Below are 14,271 nucleotides of genomic sequence, written 5' to 3' on the forward strand. Positions count from 1 at the left end.
TGTTAAAGGAGGGGACGTTATGAGCATAGGAGAGCAGCTAAAAAAACTACGAGAATCAAAGGGGTTTTCGCAAGAGGATGTTGCTAAAAAGATTGGTGTGACGAGGCAAGCAGTGTACAAATGGGAAAATGATAAAAGTTATCCTGATATTGATAATCTAATTTTACTAAGCGAAATGTACAATGTTACGCTTGATGAGTTAATAAAAGGGAAACAGAATATTAAAGAAAAAATACATATTGATGAAGAAGATGAGGATTTTGAGAAAGAGAATGATTTTGGTTTTTATATTGGGTTTGGATTGCTAATTATGAGTGCATTCATTGATTATGAAGGAATACAAGTATTTGTATTAGGAGTTGCACTATTCATGATGGTTTTTTATTCGAATGTGAAGAAAGTTATTTTGAATGAATATAGATCGTTTTTTCAAGAGAAAGAGTGAAAAGATATATGTGATAAAAAGTGAGAAGAGTTAGTTATATTTCCTAGGAAAGGGTATAACGAATATTTTCATTGTATTATAATGATTTCGGGATATCGGTAATATGAAAGCTATTTGGGTAGATCCTTGAAATCTATATGTAAAATGATAATAAAGTTATTTAATTTTAAAAGCTCAAACAAGCATAACCCCGTTCTAAAGCTAGGACGGGGTTCAAAATATAATAATAAAATCGCTTAAGAGTCTACGTTTTATTCAATGATAGTGCCTTTTTATAAAACGTCACTTGCTTATTTATTACCGAGTTCTTCCGCTAAACCGATTAAAATTCCTTCGACTCCACGAATGTAGCAGAGACGATACGAGTTCTCGTACTGAACTACTTCGCCAACGAGCTCTGCACCATGCTTAGTGAGTCTCGATACCATTTCGTCAATATCTTGAACGGTGAACATGACGCGTAGATAACCGAGGGCGTTTACAGGAGCTTTTCGGTGATCTGCTATAGTAGGAGGGGTGAGAAATCGCGAAAGTTCAATTCGGTTGTGGCCATCTGGAGTGACCATCATAGCGATCTCTACGCACTGAGAACCGAGTCCAGTTACGCGACCAGCCCATTCACCTTCGACATTGGCTCGACCTTCGAGATTCAAGCCAATCTCCTCAAAGAAAGAGATTGCGTTATCAAGAGATTCTACAACGATGCTGACATTGTCCATTCGTAATAATTTGTTTTTTGCCATAGTCTTATCTCCTTATGTATAAAAGTTCATTATTTAATCATCCTCATAATTATACTACTAAGTAGTTACAAATTCCTTTCAGTCAAAAACACCTTGTCACAGTATAGGAAAAATTGACAAGGTGTTTTTTTATATGTCATATAGCATCTTGTTAACGAACAGCTTTTATTTAATAGGAAGGAAGTAGATTAATATGATTTTTTTATAAGTGTTACTGAGCATATCAAATTAGCTCATTTGTACTAAAGGCTCAATTTTCGCCATAAATGATTGATGTAGCGCCTCAACCCCTGTTACTAAATGAAGGCGGTCAATAACGACAGACACTTTAATTTCTGATGTACTTACCATTTTAATATGAATATCTTCTTCTTTTAAAGTAGTAAACATATTTGCAGCGACACCAGGGTTAGATACCATGCCAGATCCTACGATTGATACTTTTGCTAAGTGATTTTCATGTTCTACAGATTCGTAGTGAAGAGTTTCTTGATTTTGTTCCAAAACTTTTAAAGTTTCTCTTAAATCATTCGAGTGAATGGAGAAAGAGAGATGTACAGTTCCTTCATTTGTAATACTTTGAATGATGATATCTACATTAATATGTGCCGCTGCTAATGTAGAGAAAACTGTTGAAAGCGAGCCTTGTTCTAGTCCTTTAATTGTGACACGTGTAATGTTATCCTCAAATGCAATACCTTTAACGATTGATTGTTGTTCCATGTTACATTCTCCTTTTACAATTGTTCCGTTTTCTTGTTCCATACTTGAGCGAACTTCTAAAACTACGTTATGATTTTTAGCAAACTCAACAGCGCGCGGGTGTAATACGCCAGCACCGAGATTAGCAAGCTCTAACATTTCGTCATAAGAAGTTTCGTCTAATTTGTAAGCGTCTTTTACAACTCGTGGGTCCGTTGTATATACGCCTGTCACATCCGTATAAATATCACATTTTTTTGCTTTAAGTGCAGCGGCTAGTGCGACAGCAGTCGTATCAGAGCCACCACGGCCAAGCGTTGTAATTTCATTTTCTACACTTATACCTTGGAAACCAGCTACGATAACAATTGTGCCTTCAGCAAGATAAGATTGAATACGATCTGTATGAATGTCAGTAATCCGTGCACTACTATGTACAGATTCTGTCGTAAGACCAGCTTGCCACCCTGTTAATGAAATTGCACGATAGCCTTTTGCTTGCAGTGCCATTGTTAATAATGAAATAGTTACTTGTTCTCCTGTAGATAGAAGCATATCCATTTCACGTTTACTTGGATTTTCTGTAATAACGTTAGCGAGTGCGACAAGTTCATCCGTGCTTTTTCCCATTGCTGAAACGACAGAGACAACGCTATGACCTCGTTCATATTCTTCAATAATTAAATTTGCTACATGTTGAATGCGCTCGACGCTTCCGACAGAAGTGCCACCAAATTTTTGAACAATTGTTTCCATTACAAATTCCTTCTTTCGTCTATTTTTAAGAATAGATTAGGAAATATATAAATCCCAATACTCCTGTAGTTACCAGAAAGACAAACAAAAAACACCATCTCAAATAAGTGAGGATGGTGCTGTTACAGGAAAAGGGAAACAGAAAACGGAGCTAATAAAAAAACCGCCAAAAAAGGAATATCATAAAAAATGATATCTCTTTTTTGTAGATAGCTCTTCATACGTACACGTCTGTACATATGACAGTTCTGTTTCTATTCGAAAACAGCCCCAATTGATAAATGCAGAGAAACTTATCAATTTCGGCAATACTTCCTTTCATCTAAGTTCATAGACATCTCTGTGTCTCCATTAGAATACTCATAAGTATCGCAACCTCTATCTCACGTTTTAGGCGAGAGTGTTTGATTTATGAAGTTGTTGGTAACATTTGTTTTATAATAATTTAAATTTTTCGGGGAATCAAGTGTTTTATATATATTTTTAAAATTCTTTCTTTTTCCAGGAAAGTTTGTGAAAAATGTAGCAAAATAAATTCATTGCATGTACATTAAACTTATAGTGCATAGGAGGTGGGAGAATGAAAAGGAAACAGCCTATTTATGTTGCGACAAAAATGAACACGACGATGGGAAAATTATGGGAATATACGCAAGAACCAGATATACATACGGAGTGGGATGCTCGCTTTACTGAAATTTCGTATTTAGAGAAAAAAGAAGGAGAACCACAGAAGTTTTTGTATAAAACAAAGATTGGATTTGGGCTTGAAATAGCTGGAGAAGGGGAATCAATAGGTGAAATAAGAAAAGAAACTGGTGAAAGAATTTCTTCTTTAAAATTTTGGACGGATAATACATTATCTCTTATTCAAATAGGACGTGGTTATTGGAAGTATACGCCGAATAAAGAATACATCCATTTTGAGACACAATATGATTATGATACAAGATTTGGTCGTATAGGAAATGTGATAGATTCCTATATTTTTCGTCCGTTATTAGGTTGGGCGACTGCTTGGAGTTTTGATGCCTTAAAATTATGGTTAGAAAAGGGGCTTCATCCTAGGTTACTAATTAGAAGAACAATGACGTATTGGCTCGTATGTTTTTTATTTGCTTTTGTATGGATATATCAAGGGATAGTGCCAAAACTACTTTTTACTCATTTAGAAGAAGTAAAGATGCTTTCTGTATTAATCGGTTCAAATGAAAATAGTGTATATATACTTAAAATAATTGGGGTGTTAGAAATAATTTTCGGTGTTGTATGGCTGTTGCCAATAGCAAAACGAAAATTATTTATATTGCATATTATTGTATTACTAGTTTTAACATTAGCGGCAGGATTTACGAATATTGCAAGCTTTACAGGGCCGTTTAATCCGATTACATTAAATGTTCTTCTAATGGGGTTATCAATTGTCGGTTATATAAATAGTTTCGATTTACCAAGAGCGAAAAATTGCAATAGGGCGAGAAAGGGATAAGTGTATGGCTAATATATATGAACGATTATTAGGGGATACCTATAAAAATCTTCATCCTGAATTGCAGAAGCGTTATGCGATTACAGAAGAGAATAGTTTTACAGGTGAAGGAAAGATGGATGAAATTTACGGTGGCTCTTTTTTCGTGAAATTTATATTAAAAATTGCATCGAAGTTTCGAATGTTTTTCTCAGAAAGAGGAGAGGAAATTCCATTTACGATACAAAATACAGCTGAGCGAGATGAATATGGACAAGAATTAGTAAGGTGGAATCGTACTTTTTATTTTCATAATAAGAAAAGATATTTTAATGCAGTTATGCAATTGGATGAAAAAGAAAATGAAATTGTAGATTATTTTGGCGAACCACATTTACTCGTTTCTACAATGCATTTTCATATCGATGAGTTAGGTGCAATGCATATTTCTTCAAAGAAACAATGGTTTTATATGTTTGGAAGAAAAATTCCGTTACCAAAATTTTTGTATGGTGAAGCAAAAATTGTTGAAAGTTATGATGATGAACTACAATGTTTTCGAATTCATGTACAAGTACGAAACCCGTTAATTGGCTCGCTTTTTTCATATAAGGGAACATTTATGGAAAGGAACTAAATGATATGAAAAATATAATATTTGGGCTTGCTTGTTATGTTGTTTTTCTATTATGTGAGCGGTCGAATACAAATCCTGTTGAAGCAATTATATTATTATCTGTTTTATTATTTATACCAATGTCACTTTGTATTATTGATAAAAGAAAAAGAGATGGATCGTATTTATTATTTTATAAATTCGTATCGTTTTTATATCCAATCGCAGCAATTTGTGCAATGCTAGCTTTCGTCACAAATCACTATGTATTTGCGCTAGTTTGGTTTGTATATACAGGAATCGTTGCGTTATTTGGTGTAAGTAGATTGCTAGAAAGAGGATGGAAGCCGTTAGAAGAGATCGCCATAGATAGTGCGTTTATTTATTTGTTTTTAGGTGGTTTTTGGTTTTTTGCTTCAGCAGCAAAACTTTCAATTATGCATTTTAGCTCTGACATTGTTTTACTCACAGCTGCACATTTTCATTATTCGGCGTTTCTATTGCCATTATCAGCTGGTTTAATAGGGAGAAAAAGAGAAAAGAGAAGTAAAGTATATGATGCTATTATGTTTATAATCATGATTTCACCTATGACAGTTGCAATAGGAATTACATACTCGAGAATATTTGAATTTTTTGCAGTGCTCCTATATTTATGTGCGATTTATGGATATGGATTTTACGTTTGGAGAGCAAAATTTAATGCTATCAGTGCAAAGATTCTTTTAATCGTTTCGTCTAGTACACTCATGGTTACAATTATGTTCTCACTTATATACTCATACGGGAATTTGAAGCATGTAATGACGATTACAATTGCTCAAATGGTTTGGATTCACGGTGTTGTCAACGGAATTGGAGTAGCGTTACCGGCATTTGTCGGCTGGATGATCGAAAAGAGTGTTCCGAATTATAAATACTATGGGAAACCAATGAGTAAATTAAGAGGAAGTGTGGCAATTGGTGAGGCTTTTTTATATAGCGGCAATTTAGTAGGCAGTAAGGAATACAACGGTTTAGTTGATCAAATAACTGATTTTCATAGTGAGTCATTTGACGTGACGAAGGTACCTTTAAGTATTATTCGTTTTTATGAAAATACAACAGAGTATGAGTTGCAATCAAATATTAAATGGGCTCGTTGGTTCCGCCTATTTGCATTTTGTTATGAGAAAATGAGCAAGCATGTAGGACAAATACATTTAGGAATGGGCGACAAGTGGGAAACGATGCATGGCTCTATCATTGGTGTAATGGATGAGGAAGATGGAAGAGAGAATGTAAGGGCTTGGCTAAGGAAAAATGAAGCAGGTGAATCTATTTTTGTAGCTCTTTATTCAAAGCATACAGATAAGGATGAGACATATATGAATATCGCCTTGCCTTTACCTTATTCGAATATGACTGGTATTTTGAGGCTATGTAATGATAATCATGATTTAATCATTACTAGTAAGTTAAGAGAAAATGGCCAGGGAGATGAGGGGATTTATTTACATACTCGGTTCTTAACAATCCGTTTACCGTTAGCAGAGACTTTCATCATTACAGAGGGTAAGGATAAAATGTTAACAGCTCATCATAGCATGTGGCTATTTGGACTTGAATTTTTACATATTCATTATAAGATTGAAAAAATTGCACAGAAGTAAGAAAGGCTTGGATGGGTTTCCAAGCTTTTTTATGTATGGGTAATTGTCATAGAAATTTGTTTATTTAGCTCATTATCCCAAACACGTTGAATTTCAAAAGTGCCTGTTTCAAAAAATAATGGGAATCTTTCTTTAAACCAAGTTTGCATAGGTAGCTTTAGTGCTGTATCGATTGGTATCCATAAGAAAGAATAAGCCCTAAAGAAATTAGGACTTATTCTTCATTAAATACAAATGTTTGTTTCATTTTTTTACCTTCATTTACCGGATGGCCGTTATAAGAGAAATTCTTTTCTTCCCAAGTGATCACAACTTTAAAATTATGACTATTAAAGTCTAATGGGAATACCATGTAGTCAAAGCTTGTATGACTTTTAGAAATATTTTCATTAGGTGTAGTAGGTTTAAAGGTAGCCTTAGAGGTAGGATTGTTATCAAGTATTTCCACGGATACGTTTGATACATCATGACCGATGTTTTTTACGAGTAAACTATACGTATCAAATACACCTTGTTTCGGCTGGATTGCTTGCTTGTTTGAGTTATGAGATTTATCAATTTCGACATACCATTGTTTAGACTTTGATGCAATCGGTAGTGACTGAAATGTGTAAGCACTAGCTTGCATTGGTAGTGCTAAACATATAAGCGTAAAGAGAGTTAATATTTTTCGTTTCATTTTTTGAGAGCTCCCATTCTTTAATGGATTTACTTGTTATTATCTTCTTTTTACGAGTGAATATACCATATAATGTAAAGTGGTTATTGTGAGTAGTGAATTAATATCTTATTCACTACTCTTATAGCTGGCATAATTACGTATGTAGTAAGAAAGAATAAATTTATTTTTTCTTTCTATACTTAGATTGCCGCCCTTTTTAAAAGGGCTATTTTTACGTTTTAATAAAAAGAATATCCTAAGAGTTCCGTATAAATTATTTATTTTAATGTAGTTAAATGTGCTTATATATGTGAAATTAGAGAAGGAAGCTGTGTAGAGATGTTTCTACACAGCTTTTTAGGATATGAAAAAATTTCCAAAAATATGTTAAAATAACATTGTCATACAACAAGGGGGATTTGTTTTATGGAAAATGGACATCTTGCTAAAGTAGACTTAACGAAAAAAATTGAATCAAAATCTAAGTACAACAAGAAACTCGAAAAATATCAAAGGCGCTTATTAGCATTACAACAAATTTTGAAAGAAGAAAAAATCGCGGTTATGCTTGTTATGGAAGGATGGGATGCGGCTGGTAAAGGTGGGGCAATTAAGCGGGTGACGGAACATCTTGACCCACGTGGGTTCCAAGTAAATCCAATTGGAGCACCTGCACCTCATGAAAAACGTTACCATTATTTGCAACGTTTCTGGCGCAAAATTCCACAGTACGGGCAAATCACCATTTTTGATCGCTCATGGTACGGTCGTGTGTTAGTTGAGCGTGTTGAAGGATTTGCTACAAAGGAAGAGTGGATGAGAGCATATGATGAGATTAATGATTTTGAAAAACTACTAACAGATGACCATTACATAATAGGGAAGTTCTTCTACCATATAAGTAAAGAGGAACAGTTAAAGAGATTTAAAGATAGAGAGAAAAATCCTTTGAAAAGATGGAAAATTACAGACGAAGATTGGCGTAATCGTGAAAAATGGGATGAATATGTTGAAGCAATGGAAGACATGTTTGAAAAAACAAGTAAGCCAAATGCGAAGTGGCATATTATTGAAAGTAACGATAAATTGTATGCCCGTGTGAAAACGTTAAAAATCATTATTTCATTCATTGAGGATTATTTCTTAGAACATGGTATAGAATTGCCTTCTTATTATTATGAAATGAAAGAGGATATTGAAGTTTTGCAAGATGTAGGTGTTAAAGAGTAAAAAAGAAAATGGTCCTGTGAATTGGTGAAACCAAATTATGGGGCTTTTTTATTTAGAAACATTTTACAATTAACAGAATAAGGTATATAATCAATAATCATATTAACATTGTTAATATGATTATTGATTATATACTATGTGGGGGTTTTACTTTGAAGGGAAGAGATGTTGTTTTAGGTTTATTAATGGAAAAGGAATTGTCTGGTTACGATATTAAAATTGTGTTTGAAGACGTATTTACTCATTTTTTTGATGGAAGTTTTGGAATGATTTATCCAACGTTACGACAATTGGAGAATGAAGGGAAAATAAAAAAAGAGGTTGTCATGCAAGAGGGAAAACCGAATAAGAAAATGTACTTTATTACAGATGAGGGGCGTGAAGAATTTTATCAATACATGCAGACACCTGTAGAGAAGGATGTTTTACGTTCGGATTTTTTAATGAGAATGTATTTTGGTAACTATAGTGATGATGTAACAATAAAAAAATGGATTAAAGATGAAATTGAAAGAAAAGAAGCGTACATTGCAGATCTTCGATTGAAATATGAAAAGTGGAGAGTAGGTATTACTTTCGTCGAAGAAATTTCACTAGATGTAGGTATTGCATCGTATAGTGCACAAGTGGAGACTTTGAAGAAAAAATTAGAAGAGTTAGAGGCGAAAGAAAACAATAAAACAGAAGAATGAAAAACGCGTTCACAATAAATAAAGGGGTATATAAAGATGGAGCAATCAAAGGGTATTAAGATTGTCTTTTTAATGTGTCTAGGTATCTTTCTTTGTATGATTGATACGACAATTATGAATATAGCTTTACCGGCAATACAATCGAGTGTAAATACTTCGTTAGAAAAGATGTCTTGGGTATTAAATGTTTATACAATGACGATTGCAGTACTTGCCATTCCGTTAGGGCGGATAGCTGATATCTTTGGAAAAGCAAAGATGTATATTCTTGGTCTGGTGATTTTTGGTGGTGGATCGGTACTTTGCGCTTTTGCTAATACAGGTGATTTTCTTATTTTTTCTCGTTTTATACAAAGTATTGGGGCAGCGATTTTATTTCCAACAAGTATGGTAATTGGTGTATCAGCTATGCCATTAGCTAAGAGGCATGTTGCGCTTGCAATTTTAGGAGTAACACAAGGATTGTCAGCTGCTATGGGACCAGTAATAGGTGGAATTATTACGCAAAATTTAGGATGGAGATGGGTGTTCTTCGTTAATGTTCCGGTTTGTATAATAGGAATCGTGTTATGTTGCATCATGCTACAAATAAAAAATGAAGAACGTATTATCTCAAAAATAGATTGGATAGGACTACTATTAAGTAGCACAGCAATTTTTTCATTTACTCTCATATTAGTAAAAGGTAATACATGGGGATGGCAAAGTAATATTGCTTTGTCTTGTTATGCAATTAGCACTATTTCTCTTATTCTATTTGTTTTAGTAGAACGAAAGATTCATAATCCAATGGTGAATTTAAAGTTATTTCAAGATCGAATGTTTGTCGGAGCGTCTATCGTTGTTATATTAAGTAATTTATTTTTAATTGGAGTTACTGTATTGCTTCCAACGTTCTTGACGAAACTACAAGGTCGAACGGAAATTGAAGCGGCTTTTTTAGTGACACCTATTTCAGCAATGATATTTTTTGTCTCACCAGTTGCAGCAACTTTAATTAAAAAACTCGGAAAAGTAACTATTATTTTGTCAGGATTTCTTATTATGGGGCTTTCCTACTATTGGTTGCAAATGATTGATGTTCATTCAACAAATATAGAAATTATTATTCCATGTATGATATTAGGTGTTGGATATGGTTTAGTAGTGGGGCCAATTACAGTTTTAAGTGCGTCTTCGTTTGAAGGAGAATTGTTAACTGCTTCTCAAAGTGTTGTATCAATGTTACGACAAGTCGGAATTGTATTGGCAGTCGCAATATTTGTCTCTAACTTAACTCACAATTTAACTGTAAATAAAGAAAAAGTATATCGTTATGCAGAAGAAAAGGTGCGTACTATTCATGTGAATAGTACTGAGCAAACTGAAATTTTACAAATGACTAAAGAAAAAATAGAGAATCAAAGTTTAGAGTCGAATATAAATAAGAAACAAAATGCAATGACAATGGGATTAAGTAAAGAGAAAAAGGAAGAATTGATTCGCGACAAGACGGATGAAATATTAAGAAAAGTTCCAGTAGAATATAGAGATGTAAAAAGAGAAGAAGTTATGAGGCAAGTGACAAAAGAAGTTGAAAAACAAGAGGAAAGTATAAAGAAAGAAGTACTCACATTTTCAAATGATGTGAATCATTATGCCAAGAATCAGATGGCTATGAGTTTTACAGATTTATATAAAGCAAGTGTGCCAATTATTTTAATTTGTGCTTTCGTAAGTTTGTTGTTTTGGGAAGGGAAAGCTTTGAGTAAAAAGAGAAGGGGAAGATTAGTAGAAGAAGCGTAAAGAAAAACAGGCTATAGCAGCCTGTTTTTTTCATTGTTTTCTCCTTGCATATTGTGAATAGTAGTATTTTTAATATAGCATGGGATAAGTCGAGTATGATTAGAAAGTTTTTTAGAATGAAAGGGATGAATGGAAAATGCCATTGAATATGTAACGTTATACATAGTACATTAACAAGAGGGATTAATTTTAAAAGGAGGATGGGGAATTGCTAGATAAGGCAGGGGCTTTAATAGATAATCATGTGTACACAGAAGAAGAGCAACAAAAACTATACAAACGAACGTTAATAATCGTCAGCATTTCACAAATGTTTGGCGGTGCAGGACTAGCTGCTGGTATTACAGTGGGAGCACTTCTTGCGCAGCAAATGCTTGGAACAGATGCATTTGCAGGATTACCAACTGCTATGTTTACATTAGGATCGGCATTAGCAGCTTTCATAGTAGGGAAGCTTTCGCAACGATATGGACGCCGGATAGGTCTTGCAACAGGGTTTATAGTAGGCGGATTTGGAGCAATTGGTGTTGTAATGGCAGCTTTAACGAACAGCATTATTCTTTTACTTATTTCTTTACTCATATATGGTGCCGGTACAGCCACGAATCTACAAGCTCGTTATGCAGGTACAGATTTAGCAGATAAGAAGCAGAGAGCAACGGCTGTTAGTATTACGATGGTAATGACGACTTTCGGTGCAGTTGCAGGACCAAATTTAGTAGGGGTAATGGGAAGTTTTGCTCATTCAATTGGAGTTCCTAAACTTGCAGGTCCGTTCATACTATCGGCAGCAGCATTTATACTGGCGGGTCTAGTTCTTTTTGTTATGCTTCGTCCAGATCCTTTGATTATTGCTAACATAATAGAAAGATATAAACAGGAACATACATATAAAGGACAACCAATAACAGAAGAAGCGAAAGAAAATAAACGAGGTATTACAGTTGGAGCAATCGTAATGATACTTACGCAAATAGTGATGGTTGCGATTATGACGATGACGCCAGTTCATATGGGACACCACGGTCACGGTTTAAGTGCAGTAGGACTTGTGATAGGTTTTCATGTAGGTGCAATGTATCTTCCATCTCTCGTTACAGGAATGTTAATTGATAAAATTGGCCGAACTACAATGAGCATAGCTGGTGGAGTGATTTTACTTGCAGCGGGTGTCATAGCTGCGATAGCGCCAAGTAATTCTTTATTATTATTAATCGTTGCTCTGTCTTTACTTGGGCTAGGATGGAACCTCGGATTGATAAGTGGTACAGCACAAATCGTTGATTCCACAACACCGTCTACACGTGCTAAAACACAAGGGAAAATAGATGTTTTTATTGCGCTAGCTGGAGCTTCTGGTGGAGCAATGTCAGGTATGGTAGTAGCGAATTCAAGTTATGCGGCATTGTCATTGGCTGGAGGCGTGTTAGCGTTATTACTTATTCCTGTTGTGATATGGTCTCGAAAAGGGGCAAGAAATTAAATGAAAAAGAGGTTCTAGTTACTGACTAGAGCCTCTTTTTATACACTTAAATTAAATTCCACTCTACAATAAGCCCTAAATGCGTAAGCCCGCCACCAAATCCGTATAGTAAAAGTGTGTCTCCGTTATTTAATTTCCCTTCTTTTATAGCTAAATTTAAAGCGAGTGGAATGGTGACTGAAGAGGTATTCCCCATATATTCCACGCTCGTTAATGTTTTTTGTATTGGAATTTGAGATTTTTCGCAAATAGATTCGATCATTCGTAAGTTAGCGCTGTGGGGTATGAACCAGTCTATATCATCTACTTGCATATTTACGGTATGTAATAAATTTTTTATGCCTTTTGGTACTGTGCGTGTTGCCCATTTATATACTTCTCTTCCATTTTGAACGATTTTTTCATTTGTTTGCAGTGGTGTGCCATTCATAGTAGTAGATAAGTTTGTTCTATATAGATGAATGCCGCCATCACCGTTTGTTCCCATGTGAGCAGCGATAAAGCTTTGGGTGTTTTCATCTCTTTCTAATAAAATAGCTCCAGCACCATCACCGAATAAAATACAGGTCGTTCTATCGGTATAATCAGTAACTTTAGATAATGTCTCTGTCGCTACGACAAGTACTTTTTCATGTGATCCAGAAGTGATTAAGCTATTACCGACGTGTAGTCCATATGTAAAACCAGCACAAGTTGCATTTAAATCAAAAGCTAGTGTATGAGGTATGTTGAAGTATTGTTGTATTTGGCAAGCAACGCTAGGGAAAACGTAATCAGCAGTAGTAGTAGCGACAATGATACAGTCGACATCTTCTAAGTTTTTCTTATATGTTGTACATAAATTTTCAATTGCTTTAATGGCTAAGTTTGAGGAGTATTCTTCTTCGCTAGCGATTCTTCTTTCCTTCATTCCTGTTCTTTGTACAATCCATTCATCATTCGTATGGACCATCTTTTCTAAATCGTTATTAGACAATATTTGATCTGGAACATAAGTACCAATTGCAGTAATACGAGATTTAGAATGCATAGGAACATCTCCTAACTTTTATTTTTTATAACCTGATACTAATATCAGGTTATAAAAATGTCAATAAAGATTTTTGTTGTATTAAAACGATAATACTTAACTTACTATGAAGGAATTTGGCGAGTGCTGTAAAAATAATATACGAGAAGTTTCTAAAATTGATAATGAAGGGAGTTGAGCTCCTTGAAAAGGATTTTACACATGTTTCCTGTCGTCATCATTTGTAGCTTTATTCTTATTATTTTTCCAGAGAAATCTTATGCTTGTGATTGTATTAAAGTATCAACAGAAGATGCATTTCAAAAAAACGATGTAGTGTTTGAGGGAAAAGTAATTGAGGTTGGAAGGAAAGCAGGGGTTGGAACTGAAGTGTTATTTGAAGTGAAGAAAATTTGGAAAGGGACAACTTCTTCGCAAATTATCGTATATACAAAGGGTGGTGATTGTATGTTTCGCTTTGTAGAAGGAGGAGACTACTTAGTATTTTCTACTCAAAGAGGATCAGAAAAACAATTACACACAAATAGTTGTAGTGGAACGAAGAGATTGGATGAGGCAGGGGCGGACAAAGCGGCTTTAAGTCAAATTGCAAAAGAGTCTGTTCCGACGAAGAAAGTGGATTTAAAAGGTGAGATGGTGAGCGGTTTAAATTGGCGGCAAGTTGCTATTATTTCCATTGGTTTGTTATTGATGATTGTTTTTGTTATTTTTATTGTGAGAAAAACTCGCAAAAAATGACGATTAAAGTAAAAATATAAAGATTTTCTTTAGTGTGATATAGGTTGTTAAACCTTGTGAAAGCGAATTACTTATGCTACACTTTATGTAACTTAAAATGAACGGAGGGGCTTCCTTTGATCTTAATCAGATTACGTCTCAATACTTTGTGCCAATAATTGAATAGCGCTCAAAGGCTCTGTCTGTGTACAGAGTGAACGGGATTGGTCTGCCTATTTTAAAGGAACCCTTTATTAAGCTTATATGTGAAAAAGAGGGAGGGACGAATAC

The 14,271-nt window shown here is 34.5% G+C and carries 13 protein-coding genes, 1 pseudogene and 1 riboswitch; of the genes and pseudogenes, 9 read left to right on the top strand and 5 right to left on the bottom strand.

The window, feature by feature from the left end:
• Positions 1-19: 19 nt before the first annotated feature.
• Positions 20-445, top strand: a complete 426-nt coding sequence (locus ACO6VI_RS10630) for a helix-turn-helix domain-containing protein (RefSeq protein WP_063547018.1) — start codon at positions 20-22, stop codon at positions 443-445.
• 290 nt (positions 446-735) lie between these two features.
• Here the strand turns inward: ACO6VI_RS10630 and ACO6VI_RS10635 are convergent, their stop codons facing one another.
• A complete protein-coding gene (locus ACO6VI_RS10635; protein ID WP_001107258.1) occupies positions 736-1,188 on the bottom strand; it encodes a VOC family protein in 453 nt (150 codons plus the stop codon).
• Between the two features lie 228 nt (positions 1,189-1,416).
• The gene (locus tag ACO6VI_RS10640; RefSeq protein ID WP_063547019.1) at positions 1,417-2,646 is read right to left on the bottom strand and encodes an aspartate kinase; all 1,230 of its coding nucleotides are present in this window, start codon (positions 2,644-2,646) and stop codon (positions 1,417-1,419) included.
• A gap of 202 nt (positions 2,647-2,848) precedes the next feature.
• A riboswitch (Lysine riboswitch) is annotated at positions 2,849-3,035 on the bottom strand.
• Between the two features lie 191 nt (positions 3,036-3,226).
• Between ACO6VI_RS10640 and ACO6VI_RS10645 the strand changes: the two genes are divergently transcribed.
• Genes ACO6VI_RS10645 through ACO6VI_RS10655 form a run of 3 tightly spaced genes read left to right on the top strand, consistent with a single transcriptional unit; the run spans position 3,227 to position 6,382 of the window.
• Complete coding sequence (locus ACO6VI_RS10645) at positions 3,227-4,135, top strand: DoxX-like family protein (protein ID WP_098033408.1); 909 nt, start codon at positions 3,227-3,229, stop codon at positions 4,133-4,135.
• A gap of 4 nt (positions 4,136-4,139) precedes the next feature.
• Entirely contained in the window at positions 4,140-4,751 is a 612-nt protein-coding gene (locus ACO6VI_RS10650) for a DUF4166 domain-containing protein (RefSeq protein WP_422423310.1), read from the top strand.
• Between the two features lie 5 nt (positions 4,752-4,756).
• A complete protein-coding gene (locus ACO6VI_RS10655; protein WP_069355386.1) occupies positions 4,757-6,382 on the top strand; it encodes a YndJ family protein in 1,626 nt (541 codons plus the stop codon).
• A gap of 29 nt (positions 6,383-6,411) precedes the next feature.
• Here ACO6VI_RS10655 and ACO6VI_RS10660 read toward each other — a convergent pair.
• Positions 6,412-6,567, bottom strand: a pseudogene (locus ACO6VI_RS10660) (DNA mismatch repair protein MutT); the annotation flags it as partial.
• Positions 6,568-6,596: 29 nt separating this feature from the next.
• A complete protein-coding gene (locus ACO6VI_RS10665; protein WP_000823337.1) occupies positions 6,597-7,061 on the bottom strand; it encodes a hypothetical protein in 465 nt (154 codons plus the stop codon).
• 408 nt (positions 7,062-7,469) lie between these two features.
• Here ACO6VI_RS10665 and ACO6VI_RS10670 point away from each other — a divergent pair, with 408 nt between their 5' ends.
• The 4 genes from ACO6VI_RS10670 (at position 7,470) to ACO6VI_RS10685 (ending at position 12,233) form a co-directional block, all read left to right on the top strand.
• Positions 7,470-8,273, top strand: coding sequence for a polyphosphate kinase 2 family protein (locus ACO6VI_RS10670; protein WP_000427319.1), 804 nt, complete (start codon positions 7,470-7,472; stop codon positions 8,271-8,273).
• Positions 8,274-8,425: 152 nt separating this feature from the next.
• Entirely contained in the window at positions 8,426-8,965 is a 540-nt protein-coding gene (locus tag ACO6VI_RS10675) for a PadR family transcriptional regulator (RefSeq protein ID WP_000678333.1), read from the top strand.
• Positions 8,966-9,001: 36 nt separating this feature from the next.
• Positions 9,002-10,750, top strand: coding sequence for an MDR family MFS transporter (locus ACO6VI_RS10680; protein ID WP_000438116.1), 1,749 nt, complete (start codon positions 9,002-9,004; stop codon positions 10,748-10,750).
• Between the two features lie 208 nt (positions 10,751-10,958).
• A complete protein-coding gene (locus tag ACO6VI_RS10685; protein ID WP_063547029.1) occupies positions 10,959-12,233 on the top strand; it encodes an MFS transporter in 1,275 nt (424 codons plus the stop codon).
• 46 nt (positions 12,234-12,279) lie between these two features.
• On the opposite strand, the gene ACO6VI_RS10690 is transcribed toward ACO6VI_RS10685, so the two are convergent.
• A complete protein-coding gene (locus tag ACO6VI_RS10690; RefSeq protein ID WP_063547030.1) occupies positions 12,280-13,263 on the bottom strand; it encodes a ketoacyl-ACP synthase III in 984 nt (327 codons plus the stop codon).
• A 201-nt stretch (positions 13,264-13,464) separates the two neighbouring features.
• Between ACO6VI_RS10690 and ACO6VI_RS10695 the strand changes: the two genes are divergently transcribed.
• Complete coding sequence (locus ACO6VI_RS10695) at positions 13,465-14,001, top strand: cobalamin biosynthesis protein CbiN (RefSeq protein WP_141435905.1); 537 nt, start codon at positions 13,465-13,467, stop codon at positions 13,999-14,001.
• Positions 14,002-14,271: the final 270 nt, after the last annotated feature.

The sequence above is a fragment of the Bacillus sp. PSXD-155 genome (genome assembly GCF_049310765.1).
Classification (GTDB): domain Bacteria; phylum Bacillota; class Bacilli; order Bacillales; family Bacillaceae_G; genus Bacillus_A; species Bacillus_A cereus.